13 protein-coding genes are annotated in these 14,948 nt (G+C 72.1%); 7 read left to right on the top strand and 6 right to left on the bottom strand.

Annotated elements, in window-relative coordinates:
- Positions 1–471: 471 nt before the first annotated feature.
- From OP04_RS05795 to OP04_RS05785, 3 genes are all read right to left on the bottom strand, one after another.
- Positions 472–3,543 carry a LamG-like jellyroll fold domain-containing protein gene (locus OP04_RS05795; protein ID WP_232323490.1) on the bottom strand — a complete coding sequence of 1,024 codons (3,072 nt, stop codon included), beginning with the start codon at positions 3,541–3,543 and terminating at the stop codon, positions 472–474.
- 206 nt (positions 3,544–3,749) lie between these two features.
- Positions 3,750–4,256 (bottom strand): BON domain-containing protein, encoded by a 507-nt coding sequence (locus OP04_RS49210; protein ID WP_051797158.1) that lies wholly within the window; start codon positions 4,254–4,256, stop codon positions 3,750–3,752.
- Positions 4,257–4,319: 63 nt separating this feature from the next.
- Entirely contained in the window at positions 4,320–4,718 is a 399-nt protein-coding gene (locus OP04_RS05785; RefSeq protein WP_033338495.1) for a ChaB family protein, read from the bottom strand.
- A gap of 97 nt (positions 4,719–4,815) precedes the next feature.
- Between OP04_RS05785 and OP04_RS05780 the strand changes: the two genes are divergently transcribed.
- Genes OP04_RS05780 through OP04_RS05770 form a run of 3 tightly spaced genes read left to right on the top strand, consistent with a single transcriptional unit; the run spans position 4,816 to position 7,662 of the window.
- A complete protein-coding gene (locus OP04_RS05780) occupies positions 4,816–5,490 on the top strand; it encodes a response regulator (RefSeq protein WP_033338494.1) in 675 nt (224 codons plus the stop codon).
- Between the two features lie 4 nt (positions 5,491–5,494).
- Complete coding sequence (locus OP04_RS05775) at positions 5,495–6,874, top strand: sensor histidine kinase (RefSeq protein ID WP_033338493.1); 1,380 nt, start codon at positions 5,495–5,497, stop codon at positions 6,872–6,874.
- A 56-nt stretch (positions 6,875–6,930) separates the two neighbouring features.
- Positions 6,931–7,662 carry a class I SAM-dependent DNA methyltransferase gene (locus tag OP04_RS05770; RefSeq protein ID WP_051797157.1) on the top strand — a complete coding sequence of 244 codons (732 nt, stop codon included), beginning with the start codon at positions 6,931–6,933 and terminating at the stop codon, positions 7,660–7,662.
- On the opposite strand, the gene OP04_RS05765 is transcribed toward OP04_RS05770, so the two are convergent.
- Complete coding sequence (locus tag OP04_RS05765; protein ID WP_033338492.1) at positions 7,643–8,677, bottom strand: aldo/keto reductase; 1,035 nt, start codon at positions 8,675–8,677, stop codon at positions 7,643–7,645. The genes OP04_RS05770 and OP04_RS05765 overlap by 20 nt on opposite strands.
- Before the next feature lie 90 nt (positions 8,678–8,767).
- Between OP04_RS05765 and OP04_RS05760 the strand changes: the two genes are divergently transcribed.
- A complete protein-coding gene (locus OP04_RS05760; protein WP_033338491.1) occupies positions 8,768–9,382 on the top strand; it encodes a TetR/AcrR family transcriptional regulator in 615 nt (204 codons plus the stop codon).
- Positions 9,383–9,488: 106 nt separating this feature from the next.
- Entirely contained in the window at positions 9,489–10,235 is a 747-nt protein-coding gene (locus OP04_RS05755) for a phosphotransferase family protein (RefSeq protein WP_033338490.1), read from the top strand.
- Here the strand turns inward: OP04_RS05755 and OP04_RS05750 are convergent.
- Positions 10,232–11,248, bottom strand: a complete 1,017-nt coding sequence (locus OP04_RS05750; RefSeq protein WP_051797156.1) for a serine hydrolase domain-containing protein — start codon at positions 11,246–11,248, stop codon at positions 10,232–10,234. The two genes, OP04_RS05755 and OP04_RS05750, sit on opposite strands and share 4 nt — an antisense overlap.
- 110 nt (positions 11,249–11,358) lie before the next feature.
- Here OP04_RS05750 and OP04_RS05745 point away from each other — a divergent pair, with 110 nt between their 5' ends.
- Both OP04_RS05745 and OP04_RS05740 read left to right on the top strand, forming a co-directional pair.
- Complete coding sequence (locus OP04_RS05745) at positions 11,359–12,624, top strand: sensor histidine kinase (protein ID WP_051797155.1); 1,266 nt, start codon at positions 11,359–11,361, stop codon at positions 12,622–12,624.
- Positions 12,612–13,247 (top strand): response regulator, encoded by a 636-nt coding sequence (locus OP04_RS05740; RefSeq protein ID WP_033338488.1) that lies wholly within the window; start codon positions 12,612–12,614, stop codon positions 13,245–13,247. The genes OP04_RS05745 and OP04_RS05740 overlap by 13 nt, the downstream gene beginning before the upstream one ends.
- Before the next feature lie 10 nt (positions 13,248–13,257).
- Here OP04_RS05740 and OP04_RS48360 read toward each other — a convergent pair whose 3' ends face one another.
- Positions 13,258–14,394, bottom strand: coding sequence for an LCP family protein (locus OP04_RS48360; protein ID WP_051797154.1), 1,137 nt, complete (start codon positions 14,392–14,394; stop codon positions 13,258–13,260).
- Positions 14,395–14,948: the final 554 nt, after the last annotated feature.

Below are 14,948 nucleotides of genomic sequence, written 5' to 3'. Positions count from 1 at the left end.
CGTCCACGGCCGCCCGGCTACTCCACGCGAATACCGTCACGCATTATCAGCATAAAAGCGATATACAACCCCGATTGGGTACGCGCTGCCCGGCGGCGGCCGGCGCGGAGCGGGATGCGACCGGCCTGCGCCGGTTGTTCCCGGCCACGGCGGAACCGGCTCCGACGCGGCGTGCGGAACGGAGCGCAGCGGAGGTGGAGCTCGCCGCGAGGTTTGCCCGCGGGAGCAACGCTGCCGGACCACGCTGGAAGCGGGAATATCTGGATCTGTGCTTGTGGGCTTTCGCCGTCCGCACGATCCACTGCGACCACCAGGGGGCACTATCTCGCGAAATTTCGGGCGCGCAGCGCCCGCTCGATCACCCGGCGGACCGGCGCCGAGACCGTGCCGGCGCCGAATGCCTGCAAGCAGCGCAAAAGGGTGCCCGGCCGATCGAGACCGGCCGGGCACCCCGCGCGTCAGAGAACCGTGTCAGGCGCGTGCCGTGAACAGCGCGGTCACCTCGGCGTCGGTCAGCGCGCGGTTGTACGCGTGGGCCGCGTCGACCGCACCCGACCACCAGTCGGTCTTGTTGCCCGCGTACTTCGCGCGGCCGAGCGCCAACGGCCCGGTGCTGACCACGACCGGCCCGGCCGTGGTCGTCGCCGCCAGCGCACCGTCGACATACAGCCGGACCGTGTTGCCGTCGCGGACGCCGACCAGGTGGTACCAGCGGTTGAGCTCCGGCGTGATCGCCAGCCGCGCCCGGTTGCCGCCCGGCGTGCTGAACGCGAACGCGCCCTGCCCGTATTGCAGGTAGAACGGGCTCTCGGTGCGCCGCCCGTCCTGGCTGAGCGCGGACGCGTAGTTGCCGGGCAGCTTGTCCAGCGTGACCCAGGCCGCGACCGAGTAGGCACCGGCCGTGTCCAGCACCGGCCCGGCGGTCTCGGCGGAGTCGCCGTCACCGTCGAACGCGAGCGCGGACCCGGTCACACCGGGCACCCAGCGGGTGTTGCCGGTCAGCGTCAGGTCGGCCTTGCCGCCACTGGAGTCGCGCGCGGTCGTCCCGGTGTTCTCGTCCAGCGCCCAGTCACCGCGACCCGGGAATCCGGCCCCGGCTGCGGGTGAGGCACCGGCCGCGATCACGCGACGGTTGATCGCCGTGACCGGGGCCGGGTCGACCTTGATCTGGCGGCGGTCGTAGGTCCAGAGGCCGTTGAGCTCGTTCTCCAGGTCGGTGATCTGGGTGTAGACGGAGCCGGAGAGTTCCGCGCCGGCCGCCTCCAGGTAGAACGTCTCGGTGTTCTGGACGTATTTGGCGGTGAGCGCGGCCTTGTCCGCGACGCCGGAGTAGATCACGGCCGGCGTGCCGGGCCACATGTGACCGGGCGTGCGGAGCGTGAAGCCGCCGTGCTCGCCGTCCATGGCGATGCGGGTGGAGTCCGGCCAGGCCGGGTCCGTGTTGTTGTAGTCGTGGTGGTCGATGACGTCGCCCTTGCCGGAGTCGCCCTTCGAGTCACAGCAGTTGACGCCGCTGTGCGCGTTGACGATCCGGGACGGGTCGGCGGCCTTGACCTGCTCCGCGATCTGGCCGGTGACGGTCCGGTCCCACTCGCCCCAGCCCTCGTTGAAGACCACCCAGCCGATCACCGAGGGGTACGAGTGCAGCTGGTTCATCATCTCGCGGCCCTGGCTGAGGAACGCGTCCTGGCCGGCCGTGGTGCGGATGGTGGCGGAGACGAAGTCCTGCCAGACCAGCAGGCCGAGTTCGTCGGCGTGCCGGTACCAGCGGGCGGGTTCGACCTTGATGTGCTTGCGGACCGCGTTGAAGCCGAGCTTCTTGGTCTCCTCCAGGTCGAAGCGCAGCGCCTTGTCGCTGGGCGCGGTGTAGAGGCCGTCCGGGAAGAAGCCCTGGTCGAGCGTTGCCAGCGAGAAGACCGGCTTGCCGTTGAGGACCAGCTTCGGGAAGCCGCCGACGGTCTGCACCTCGACCTTGCGCAGGCCGAAGTAGCTGCGCGCGGTGTCGGACGTGCGGCCCTGGACGAGCGTGACGTCCAGGTCGTAGAGGTACGGGTCGTCCGGGCTCCACAGGTGCGGGTTGGCGATCTTCAGCGTGAGCGGCGTGTTGGCTGCGCCGGTGACGGTGCCTACCCGCCGGCCCTTCTTGTCCAGCGCGGTGGCGGTGACCTTCGCGCTGGTAGCGGACTTGACCGTCACCGTGAGCGCGGAGTTGTCCACGTCCGGCGTGGAGACGACCTCGTCGATGGCCGCGGTCGCGACCGGCTCGAGCCAGACCGTCTGCCAGATGCCGGACGACGGCGTGTAGACGATGCCACCCGGGCTGGTGGACTGCTTGCCCTTGGGCTGGTCGAAGCCGGTGGTGTCGCTGACCCCGACGATGATCTCCTGCTGGCCCTTACCGCGCAGCGCATCCGTGATGTCCGCCGTGAACGCGGTGTATCCGCCGGTGTGCTCCGTGACCAGCGTGCCGTTGACCCAGACCGAGGTCTTGTAGTCGACCGCGCCGAAGTTGAGCTTGATCCGCTTGCCGGACCAGTCGCGCGGCACCGTGATCAGCTTGCGGTAGAACATGTGCTCTTCGCGGCGCTCGATGCCGGACAGCAGCGACTCCACCGGGTAGGGCACGGTGATCCGCTCGTCGAGCTTCTTGCCGAAGACCGGCTGCGCCCCGGCCTCGACGCCGGCGAACTCCCACGGGCCGTTCAGGTTGACCCAGTCCTTGCGGACCAGCTGCGGGCGCGGGTATTCCGGCAGCGGGTGGTTCTTGTCGACCTTGTCGCCCCACGGCGTGGTGAGGCGCTGGGTGGAGGCGTTGGTCGCGGACCGGAAGATCTGCGGGACCGTCTCGCCGCCGACGGCCAGGCCGCCGTTGCCGTCGTAGGACACGCGCACGCGCTGGTCCTTCAGCACCGGCTCGGTGAGCGTGATCGTCAGCCGCTTGCCCCGGGCGCTGACCGACTTCACCGGGATCGGCGTGGTGTCGACCTCAACCTTGAGACTGGAGAGCTGCGGCAGGGTGCCGACAGCCTTCTCGAAGTCGGCCGTGACGACCTTGCCGCTCTTGTCCACCGCGAACGTGACCGGGTAGACCTGGAAGCCGTCCGGCGGCGTGAACGCGGACTCGGGCACGATCTGCTTGTCCAGCCCGGCGCCGGCCCAGCGCAGGAACAGGTTGGCCCCGCCGATGTCCTGGAACATCTCGACGCGCACGTCGTGTGCCTCGCCGGCGGTCAGGTGCACGGCGGCGCTGGTCTGCTCCACGTCCCAGTCGCCGACCCAGTGGTCGATCACCGGGGCGCCGTCCAGGTAGAACCGGAAGCCGTTGTCGCCGATCATGTAGAACGTGTAGTCGCCGGTGGCCGGCGCGGTGAGCTTGCCGGTCCAGCGGGCGGTGGTGTGCTCGGTGCGCCCGCCCAGCGACTCGAACGTGCCGGCCAGGCCGGGCAGGTCGATGTTCGGGTCGAGGAGCACGCCGGTGGGCTCGGCGAAGTCGCGGGCGCCCGGCGCGGACATCCGGAAGTACTCACCCTTCAGGCCGTGCACGAGAGCGCTCTCAGCCGCTGACGCGGGGCTCGGTGGCACGGCAAACGTGGACAGGACCAAGGCGGCTGCGAGCAGAAGCGGTCGCAGGGGGGATCGCGGCATCGAGCTTCCCTTCCGGGGACGACGTTGCCGGTCCACATTGACTGATCTTTATCCACGATGTCAACAGAAGGAAACACAACCGTGCACAGACGGACACATATGCGCTAGCGTCTGCGGTTCAACCGGCGCGTCAGCAGGTGTGCCGCGGGCGGGATCAACAGCACCGCACAGGCGAGCACGGCCGCGGTCCAACCGAGACGGAACACGGCGATGAGCAGCAGCGTCCACGCCACGATGAGCACAAAGGACACCAGAGCGAAGACCCTCAGGGGGTACGGGCGGGGAGCGCTTCTCAAGCCGGCCACGATCTCGTCGAAGTCCGACGGTGTGCCATCCGGCGGGCGGATCAGGTTGCACACGTCCCGCACGCCCTCGCTGCCCCGGGCGACCGCGCCGGCCGCGTCCCGCACGTGCGCGCCCGCGACGCCGGTCAGGATCACCACGCGGTTCTGTACCGCGATGCGGATCGGTTCGTCGCGTATCCGCGCGTCCGCCAGCAGCTCCCGCGCGACCCGGGCCGCGAGCCGCAGGTCCCCCGGGTCCGGCGTGCGCCGGTCGCGTGGATTCGGCGTGCGCCGGTCGTCCGGGTCCGGCGTTCCTGGCAGGGTCACCGGACCCAGACTGCGCGGGGCGGTTGACGGAACCTGCCCGGGTTCATGACATAACCGTGACGGCTACTTCGCCGCGGCCCGGCGCGTGCTGGCCGCGTTCGCCCTCTGGATCGCGTCGACCAGCTCCGCCTTGGTCATCCGCGAGCGGCCGGTGATGTCCAGACGCTTCGCCACGTCCATCAGGTGCTGCTTGCTCGCGTTCGCGTCGACGCCGCCCGCGGTCTTCGCACGCGAGTTCTTCCCGCCCGCGGCCTTGTCGTCGCTCGGGCCCTTCTCCGCCTTCGCCTCCCAGTGGTCGCCGACCTTCTCGAACGAGTGCTTGACCGCGGCGAACGCGGTGCGGTGCGCGCGCTCGCCCTCGCCGTACTGGTCCACGGCCGAGTCGTGGGTCTTGGCGTAGGTGTCCTGCGCCTTCTTCGACGACCGCCTCAGCGTGCTGGGGATGTCCTCACGGGCCGGCATGGCGTACCTCCTCTGGCTCTCGATCCGTGTTTTCCCCGCCCGGCCGGAAAATCACACGCGACGCCGTCGGCGCTGCTCAGGGCGGCATACTGAGGCGGTGCGGGTGCTGGTGGCGGAGGACGAGCCGCGGCTGGCGCAGCTGTTGCAGCGCGGCCTGACCGAGGAGGGGCACGTCGTGGACGTGACCGGCCACGGCGACGAGGCGGCCTGGATGGCGGCGGAGGCGCCGTACGACGTGATCGTCCTGGACGTGATGCTCCCCGGCCGCGACGGCCTGCGGATCACCCGTGACCTGCGCACCTCCGGCCGGACCACGCCGGTGCTGCTGCTGACCGCGCGCGACGCCGTGCCGGACCGGGTCGCGGGCCTGGACGCGGGCGCGGACGACTACCTGACGAAGCCGTTCAGCTTCGCGGAGCTGGCGGCCCGGGTCCGCGCGCTCGGCCGCCGCGGCACCGGCGCGCCCGACCCGGAGCTGCGCGTCGCCGACCTGCGGCTCGATCCGGTCCGCCGCCGGGCCTGGCGCGGCGGCACCGAGCTGGACCTGTCCGCCCGGGAGCTCGCGCTGCTGGAGATCTTCATGCAGCATCCGGACCAGGTGCTGTCCCGCACCGTGATCCGCGAGCGGCTGTGGAACCTGGAGAGCGACCCGGTCTCCAACGTCATCGACCAGCACGTGGCCGCGCTCCGCCGCAAGATCGACCATCCGTTCGGCCGGGCCAATCTGCGCACCGTCCGCGGGGCCGGCTACCGGCTGCACCCGGACGGCTGAGCCCGTGCCCATCCGGCTGCGGATCGCGGCGCTGATCGCGGGCGTCTCCGCGCTGATCGTGACCGTGGCCGCGCTGGCCGGGCTCGCGCTGGTGCACGCGAGCGTGCTGCAGACCGTGGACGACGCGCTGGCCGCACAGGCCGGGCCGGTGTCGTCGCAGGTGCTCGCGGACGGGCTGGCCGCGCCGGCCCGGACCGCGCGGCTGCTGCAGGGGTCACTGGAGACGTTCGGGCAGGTCATCGCGCCGGACGGGACCGTGGCGGTGGCGTCACACACGGCTGGGTCCGCGTCGATCCTCCCTTCTCACGTACGCCGGGCCTTGGAGGAGCACGGTCAGGTCGGGTTCGACGGGGCGGGGCCGCCGCCGCATGAAGGGCTGCTGGTCCGGCTGCTGGCCGTGCGCGTGGACCGGGCGGACGGGCGCTACGTCATCGTGGTCGGCAGCTCGATCCACACGCTGGACACGGCCGAGCGGCGGCTGATGGTGACGGTGGTGGCGGGCGGGGCGATCGCGGTGGCGCTGTGCGCGATCGGCGGGTGGCTGGTGACCGGGGCGGCACTGCGGCCGGTCGAGCGGCTGCGGCGGGCGGTGGCGGCACTGTCCGACCAGGGGCTGTCCGCCGCGGAGTCCGTGCCGATCCCCGGCACCCGGGACGAGATCGCCGCGCTCGCGCGCACCCTCAACACACTGCTGGAACGCGTCAGCCTCGCCCGTGCCCGCGAACGCCGGCTGGTCGCCGACGCCAGCCACGAGCTGCGCACGCCGCTGACCGTGCTGCGGATGGAGCTGGAGCTGGCCGACCGCCCCGGCCGTACCCGCGAGGAACTGGCCGACGCGGTCACCCGGGCCTCCGCGGAGGCGGCCCGGATCGCCCGCCTCGCCGATGACCTGCTGTTACTCGCGCGCGCGGACGGCGACCAGGCCTTCTGCCGCCCGGTCCGCCAGCCGGTCGCGCCGATCCTGGCCGCGGCCGCGCGCCGCCCCACCACGCACGGCATCACGCTCACGCTGGACGTCACGCCGCCTGACGTGACCGCGGCCGTGGACGCGGACCGGATCCGGCAGGCGCTGGACAACCTGCTGGACAACGCGCTGCGCGTCTCCCCCGAGCAGGGCCGGGTCGCGATCCGCGCGGTGGCGGACGACCACAACCTGATCGTCACGGTACGGGACGAGGGCCCCGGATTCCCGGACGTGCTGCCGCCGGAGGCCGCGTTCGACCGGTTCCGGCGCGCGGACACCGCCCGCGCCCGGGACACCGGCGGGACCGGGCTCGGCCTGGCGATCGTCCGGTCCATCGCGGTCGCGCACGGCGGCGCCGCGGACGCGGTCAACAATCCGACCGGCGGCGCCACGGTCCGGCTCGTGCTGCCGATCATGTAGACGGCTACATGATCGGCACATGATCCGCTCATCCTCGCGGCCTAACGTCCCGGGCCATGACGGTGACGGCAGATCCTACGGCGTACGGACAGGTGTGGGCCGGACGCTACGACGAGTGGTTCGACGACCGGGACTCCCCCGCGGACCTGGTCGCGTTCGTGGACCGGTTCGCCCGGGACCGCAGCGTGCTGGAGCTCGGCGTCGGCACGGGCAGGGTCGCGCTCCCGCTGGCCCGCGCCGGGTACCGCGTGCACGGCGTGGACGCGTCCGGCGAGATGCTCGCCCGGCTGGCGCGCAAACCCGGCGGTGACCGCGTCGCGCGTACCGAGGCGGACATGAGCGACTTCGCGCTCGGCGAGCGGTTCGGCGTGGTGACCTGCCTGTTCAGCTCGCTGTTCCTGCTGCCGGACCAGGAGGCGCAGATCCGCTGCCTGGCCACCGCGGCCCGGCATACGCTCCCCGGCGGCGTGGTGATCATCGAGGGTTTCGTGCTGAACCCGCAGCGCTGGAACAACGGCCGTTCCGTCGACACCACGGACGCCGGCGTCAGCACCGGTGTGCTGCACCGGGCCGCGCAGACGATCGAGACCATGCGCCTGGACCTGGACGGCGACACGGTCGCGGTCCGCCGCAACCGGCTGCGCTGGGTGCTCCCGGCCGAGCTGGACCTGATGGCGCGGCTGGCCGGCCTGGAGCTGGTCCACCGCGCGCAGAGCCTGTCCGGCGAGCCGTACACGGACGACTCGGACAATCAGGTCAGCGTGTACGTCAGACCGGCGACGGATTGAGCCGGGCGAACCCCTCCTGCCGCTGGTACGGGAAGTAGGGATAGGGCGCGGCCCGGTGACTGGCCGCGTCCAGCCGCGCGCGCTGCTCGCCGGTGAGGCTCCAGCCGACCGCGCCGAGGTTCTGCCGCAGCTGCGCCTCCGTGCGCGCGCCGATGATCACGGTGGCGACCGTGGGCCGGTGCAGCAGCCAGTTCACCGCGATCTGCGGCACCGCCCGGCCGGTCTCCGCGGACAGCGCGTCCAGCACGTCGACCACGGTGAACAGATCCTCGTCCCGGACCGGCGGCCCGAACTCCGCGGTCGTGTGCAGCCGGCTGCCGGACGGCAGTGGCGCGCCCCGCCGCACGCGCCCGGTGAGCCGCCCCCAGCCGAGCGGGCTCCACACCACCGCGCCGACGCCCTGGTCCAGGCCGAGCGGCAGCAGCTCCCACTCGTAGTCGCGGCCGATCAGCGAGTAGTAGACCTGGTGCGCGACGTATCGGGTCCGATGGTCGCGGTCCGCCACGGCCAGCGACTTCATCAGCTGCCAGCCGGAGAAGTTCGACGCGCCCGGATAGCGGATCTTGCCGGCCCGGACCAGGTCGTCCAGCGTGGAGACGACCTCCTCGACCGGCGTGGCCGCGTCGTAGGCGTGCAGCTGGAACAGGTCGAGGTAGTCGGTGCCGAGCCTGCGCAGCGCGGCCTCGACGGACCGGATCAGCCGTGCGCGGGAGGTGCCCGCGTCGGACGGCCCGTCGCCGGTCGGCAGCCCGCTCTTCGTGGAGATCAGCACGCGGTCCCGCCGCCCCTTGACCGCCTGCCCGAGCACCTCCTCGGAGGCGCCGTCGGAGTAGACGTCGGCGGTGTCGAACATGGTGACGCCCGCGTCGAGGCAGAGGTCCACCAGGCGCCGGGCCTCGCGTGCGTCGGTGCTGCCCCAGGCCCCGAAGAGCGGCCCGGCACCGCCGAACGTGCCGGCGCCGAAGCTGAGCGCGGACACGGCCTGCCCGGAGGCGCCGAGCTGTCGGTACTCCATGCGTTCCCACCCCTTAATGGTACGAATATCCCGTTAGCGGTGTCCGTTACGCTAGCAGGAGCTCACCGCTAATGGAACGGGAGTCCCGTTATGCCCGCCGTCACTCCCGAGCCCGCCGCCGTCGTCGCCCGGCCCGGTGGCCGGACCGCCCGGATCCGCGCCGCCGTGCTGCAGGCCGCCGGGGACGCACTGGTCGCGGACGGTTTCGACCGGCTCGACCTCGCGGACGTGGCACGGCGCGCCGAGGTCGGCCGGACCACCGTCTACCGCCGCTGGGGCACCCCGGCCGCGATCGTCGCGGACCTGCTCGACGACATGGCCGCCCAGTCCCTCCCGCGCGCCGACACCGGCACGCTCCGCGGCGACCTGCGCGCCAACGCGAGACTGGTCCGGCGCACGCTCACCGACCCCCGCCAGGGCCCGCTGTTCCGCGCCGTGATCGTGGCCGCCACCGCCGACCCGCGCGCCGCCGAGGCGCTGCGCCGCTTCTACGCGATCCGGATCGCCGAATGGGCCCCGTGCGTCACGCAGGCCGTCACCCGCGGCGAGCTGCCCGCCGGCACCGACGCGGACGAGGTGATCCGCGCGGTCTCCGCGCCGCTGTACTACCGCTTCCTGATGAGCGGCGACCCCCTCGACGAGCCCGCCGCCGACCGGGCCGCCGACGCCGCAGCGGCCGCCGCCGAGGCCGGCGTCTACCGGTGATCACCGAGGATCGACGTCCAGAACTGCCTCAGCGCCCGACAGCGGCCACGTCGGAAGCGCGGTAATCCGTGGCGACGCCGGCCACCGCCCCGCGATGATGACCGGCATGGACAACGTCGAGGTCGTCGTCGCGCATGACGAGCGGGCCACCCTCCGCGTCGGCGACGTGTTCCTGAAGATCGACCCGGATCACGCGCGGATCGACGCCGAGGTCGAGATCATGGCGCTGGCACCGGTCCCGACACCGCGGATCCTGTGGCGGAAGCCGCCGGTACTCGCGCTCGCCGCGGTCCCCGGCACCGCACTCGGCCTGCTCGGCGAGCCGTCCACCGCGTCCGCGAAGGCCTGGGCCGCCGCGGGCGCCGCCGTCCGGACGCTGCACGAGGCACCGCTGCCGCCACGGGCCACGAAAAGCAACGACGTCCTCGCGGCCGAACTGGACCGCGAGTGCGAATGGCTCGTCAGCAGCGGCGCGCTCCCCGCCGGCCTCGTCGCGCGCAACCGGGAGATCGCGGTGGCGGCACTCCGGCCGTACCCGCCGGTCTTCATCCACGGCGACCTGCAGATCACCCACGTCTTCGTCGAGGGCGACGCACTGACCGGCATCATCGACTGGTCCGAGGGCGCCCGCGGCGACGCCCTCTTCGACCTGGCCACGCTGACGCTCGGGCACGAGGAACGCCTCGACGACCTCCTCACCGGGTACGGCAGGCCGGTCGACGTCGGCATCATCCGCGCCTGGTGGTCCCTGCGCAGCCTGTCGATCGCCCGCTGGCTCATCACCCACGGCTTCGACCCGGACTCCCCCGGCTGCGAGTTCGACGTGCTGCGCGCCGCGGTCCGCCGAGGCTAGAGAAAGCGTTCGACCAGCCAGTCGGCCTCGTGCTGCTGCTGGAACGCCGCATCGCCGGCCAGCGCGGTCGACATCAGGACCACCGCGCTGCGAGCCCCGTCCGACGACACGCCGGTCACGATGATGAAGCCGGCATCGCCGCCGTCGTGGCCCCACCGCACACCACCGCCGGGCAGCGGCCGGCGCATCAGGCCGAGGCCGTACCGCAGGCCGGGCAGCACCGCCTCGAGATCCGGGCTGACCGGGACCGTGCGCTGCATCTCGGCCAGCCAGCGCGCGGGCAGCAGCTCACCGCCGAGCAACGCGCGGAAGAAACGGGACAGATCGTCGGCGGTGGAGACGATCGAGTCCGGGTCGGTCGGCGCCTGCACGGTCACGTCGGTCATCACGCCGCCGAGATCCTGGAAGGCCCGGGGATGGGGCGACGGCAGATACGGCGACCGGCCGGGGAACGTGGTGCCGCGCAGGTCGAGCGGCCGCAGGATCCGATCCGTGATCTCGCGCCGCAGCGAACGACCGGTGGCCCGCTCGACCGCCTGCGCGGCCAGCAGATAGCCCGCGTTCGAGTAGAGCCAGCCGTCCCCGGGCGCGAAGGCCGGCGGGCGTGCCTGCGCACGGGCGATCCACTCCTCCCGGGTGTGCACGTCGAAGCGGTGCGCCAGATACTCCTCCGGCGTACTCCAATCCGGCATGTCATCCTGCAAGCCGGTGGTGTGCTGCAACAGCTGCCGGATCGTGAACCGCGCGTCCGGTGCGGGACCGTCCAGCGCCAGCCGGCCCTCCGCGGCCAGCTGCAGCACCACCGTGGCGAGAAAGGCCTTGCGCGCGCTGGCGATGCGGAAACGCGCGTCCGGTCGTACCCCATGAAAAGCTTTGAATCTCCGGGGGTACGCCGTGGCGAGCGCACCGGTCACGCCGAGCGCGACGAGCGGCGACAGCGGGCCGGGGGCGGGCATGCCGACGGTGGCGAGCACGGCGGCGCCTTGCAGGAGTTCACGTCGGGACATCGTCATGCCCGGAACGCTAGGACGGTCATCGAGCAAAGCCGATACCGCAGGCGGCAGCACGATCGGTACCCCTGGGGGTAGTGCGCGCCGATCATGCACGCTCCAGACTGGACCGCGTGTGGCGTTATCTGCTCGGTGTCTGCGGCTCCGGCCTGACCGCGCTCCCGGTCGCGTGCCTGCCGTCGCTGGCGGTCCCGTGGGCCGCCCGGCAGCGCGAGCGGGCCGGGCGACTGCTCGGGCTGCCGCCGTCCGAGGGCACGGCGCCGGCCGCGTGGCGTGCCGTGCTGTGGTCCGCGGCCGGGCTGGTGCTCGGCCCGGCGTACACGCTGATCCTCGTGCTCCTGATCGGCAACGCGGTGGCCGGCGGCGTGGCGATCGCGGTCTGGCCGCACGTCGAGACGCGGCTGTTCTTCGAGATCCTGGTGGACGACTGGCCGGCCGCGCTGACCCTCGGTCCGTTGCAGATCGCGGTCTTCTCGGTCGCGGCGCTGCTGGCCGCCCGCCCGCTCGCGCGCGGGCATGCGCGGCTCTGCCGGTGGGCGCTCGGGCCGACCGCGGCGCAGCGGGTCACCCGGGCACGGCTGGACCTGCTCGACGCACACGGCGCGGAGCTGCGGCGGATCGAGCGCGACCTGCACGACGGCGCGCAGGCACGGCTGGTCGCGATCGCGATGCGGCTGGCGATCTCCGAACGCGTGCTGGACGGCGTCGGCGAGGGCGACCTCACGCTGGTCCGGCGGCTGGTCGGCGAGGCACACGAGGCGGCGGAGAGCGCGATGACGGAGCTGCGCACGGTGATCCACGGCGTCTACCCACCGATCCTCGCGGACCACGGCTTGGCGGGCGCGCTGACGGACGCGGCAGCACGCTGCCCACTGGACGTCACACTCGACGTCCCCGGACTCGACGTGACGAGAGGCGGCATGCCCGGACTTACCGCGACGAGCGGTGACACGCCCGGACTCGCCGTGACGAGCGGCGACGCGCCCGGACCGACCGCGACGAGCGGCGGCGAGCCGGGTCCTGGTCCGGATGCGGCAGGTGCCGGCCGGCCGGTGACCGGCCCGGGAAGCGCGCACGCGCCGGGCGTGGTGCATCTGCCGGCCGCGGTCGAGGCGGTCGCCTACTTCGCCGTGGTGGAGGCGCTGACGAACGCGGCCCGGCACGGCAACGCCCGCCACGCCTCCGTCCGGGTCCGGCACGACGGGCGGACGCTCACCACCACCATCAGCGACGACGGTACCGGCGGGGCCGATCCGGCGCGCGGCACCGGGCTGGCCGGGCTCGCGCGCCGGGCGGCCGCGCTGGACGGAACGCTGCGCGTGCACTCGCCCGCGGGCGGGCCGACGATCGTGACCGTGGAGGTGCCGTGCGCGTCGTGATCGCGGAGGACGACGCGCTGCTGCGGGAAGGGCTGGCGCTGCTGCTGCGGCACGCGGGCTGCGTGGTGCCGGCCGCGACCGGGGACGGCGAGGCGTTCCTGGACGCGGTCCGCGCCCACCGGCCGGACGTGACCGTGGTCGACGTGCGGCTGCCGCCGTCGTACCGGGACGAGGGTTTGCGGGCCGCGCTGCGTGCCCGGCAGGAGTTCCCCGGGCTGCCGGTGCTGGTGCTGTCCCAGTACGTCGCGCGGGACTACGCGGCCGAGCTGCTCTCGTCCGGGGGCGCGGTCGGATACCTGCTCAAGGACCGGGTCAGCCGGGTGGAGGAGTTCGTCGCGGCGCTGCGCCGGGTCGCGGCCGGTGGCACCGCACTCGACCCGGACGTGGTGGCGCAACTGCTGGTCCGCGGCCTGCGGGATCCGCTGTCCGGGCTGACGCCGCGGGAGCGGGAGGTGCTGGCGCTGATGGCGGAGGGGCACGACAACCAGGAGATCGCGGTGCGGCTGCGGATCACCGGGAACGCCGTGCACAAGCACATCAGCAACATCTTCGCGAAATTACAGCTCGGCCCGGACGTCGGCGGTCATCGCCGGGTCCGGGCCGTTCTCGCGTATCTGCGGTGACCGGGCCGGCTCAGCCGGACTTCGCGATGTACTGCGGGTGCTCGATCAGGAACGTGCCGAGCGTGCCGTTCTTGGCCGCGTCCAGCATCTCCAGCGACTCCTCGTCGATGGACTCGAACTCCTGGCCGCCGACGTTGACCGAGTGGAAGTTGCCCGCGTTCGTCTTGATCAGCATCAGGTCGTTCGCGGCGACGCCCTTGAGCGTGAAGATGAAGTCCGCGACCGTGATGCCGCCGGTGTCCAGGATGAACGCGTCGCCGGCCGCGTCCATCAGCGCGCTGAGCTTGCCGAGGTCGGTCATCACGCCGGACGAGGTGGCCTGCTTCGCGATCGCCTTCATCAGCTGCTGCTGGTGGCGCTGGCGGCCGTAGTCGCCGTCGCTCAGGCTCTTGCGGATGCGGGCGTAGTCGAGGGCCAGCGTGGCGGACATCTTCCGGCAGCCGAGCTCGTGCACGTACGGCTCGTAGCCGGCGGGGAGGCCCCGCACCGCGTCGTAGGCCTCGTCGTACCACCCCTGGTAGAGGTGGCCCTCCTTGTTGATGCCGAGGTGGATCGAGGTGGCCTTCTCGTCGACGCACAGGTCGACGCCGCCCATCGCGTGGATGATGCTCTCGAACCCGCCGAAGTCGACCAGCGCGGCACCGTTGAATTTGATGCCGGTCAGGTCGTTGAGCGTCTTGGACAGCAGGTCCATGCCCCGGGCGCGCTTCTCCAGCTCGGTGCCGTCGCCCTGGTAGCCGTACGAGAAGGAGGAGTTGATCTTCTCGGTCGAGCCCTGGAAGCCGGTCTTCGGGTACGCCGGGATCTTCACGCGCGAGTCGCGCGGGATCGAGATCAGGTAGGCCTGATCGTGCGACTCCGGGATGTGCAGGATGATGATCGTGTCGGAGAGCACCGACGTGACGGACGAGCCCTTCTCGCGGGCGTCGATGCCGACGAGCAGCAGGTTGACCGCGCCGTCGATGTTGTTGCCGCCGTCACCGCCCGCGTCGCCGTTCAGCAGCGACGTCTGGGTGATCGAGTCGTTCGCCTTCGCGATCAGCGTCTGCGCGGCGACCAGCGTGCCACCACTCGCTACCACCAATACGGCGCCGAAGACGAGAACGATGCGCGCCCACAGCGGATCCTTGCGACGCTTGGACGCCACCCGCCAACCCTCCCGTTGCCTGCCCGTTACCCTGAACGGGCCCGAGGCTAACAACCGTCGGCAACGCATTCAAGGTCGCTTTTCGGTGCGACCCGGTGGCTCTCCGTTCATTTCGCCTGCTCTTTATCGGCCCTTCCCTCGAAATCCGGTGCTCCGCAGGCGGCCTACAAGGCCACAAAACCCGATCAACCCCGCATTGGTACGCACGCCGCGCCCGCCCTCACGGCCTACCGCGCCGGTCCCGCCGCGCCGTTCCGTGCCGAATCCGCCCGCGCCGCATGCGCCCGCGTTGTGCCGTGGCCGCCCGCCCGCCTGCACCATCTCGCCCCGGCCACACCGCCTAGGGCTTCCTAGGAGGCTAGCCTCATCGCGCTCGCCTGCGGCCACCGGCCGGCGCAACGCGCTGACGGCGTGGCGAGTGGCGGCGGACATCGCGCGGGGTTGGGCCGAGCCGCGCGGAACCGGCTCCGATCGGCGGGCCGAAGCGGAGCGATGCTCCTATGTTTGTCCAGGGGTGTTTTCAAGATCTTTTGGTGGCATGAGGAGGTGGTAGA

This window comes from Catenuloplanes japonicus, assembly GCF_000717135.1.
Lineage (GTDB): Bacteria > Actinomycetota > Actinomycetes > Mycobacteriales > Micromonosporaceae > Catenuloplanes > Catenuloplanes japonicus.
This window is presented reverse-complemented; position numbering and strand designations above follow the sequence as displayed.

What these genes read in the sequence shown, in the direction of transcription:
- OP04_RS05770 (WP_051797157.1), top strand. Translation starts at nt 6,931, where the DNA reads ATGACGGTGACGGCAGATCCTACGGCGTACGGACAGGTGTGGGCCGGA.
- OP04_RS05760 (WP_033338491.1), top strand. Translation starts at nt 8,768, where the DNA reads ATGCCCGCCGTCACTCCCGAGCCCGCCGCCGTCGTCGCCCGGCCCGGT.
- OP04_RS05765 (WP_033338492.1), bottom strand. Translation starts at nt 8,677, where the DNA reads ATGGAGTACCGACAGCTCGGCGCCTCCGGGCAGGCCGTGTCCGCGCTC.
- OP04_RS05785 (WP_033338495.1), bottom strand. Translation starts at nt 4,718, where the DNA reads ATGCCGGCCCGTGAGGACATCCCCAGCACGCTGAGGCGGTCGTCGAAG.
- OP04_RS05750 (WP_051797156.1), bottom strand. Translation starts at nt 11,248, where the DNA reads ATGACGATGTCCCGACGTGAACTCCTGCAAGGCGCCGCCGTGCTCGCC.
- OP04_RS05755 (WP_033338490.1), top strand. Translation starts at nt 9,489, where the DNA reads ATGGACAACGTCGAGGTCGTCGTCGCGCATGACGAGCGGGCCACCCTC.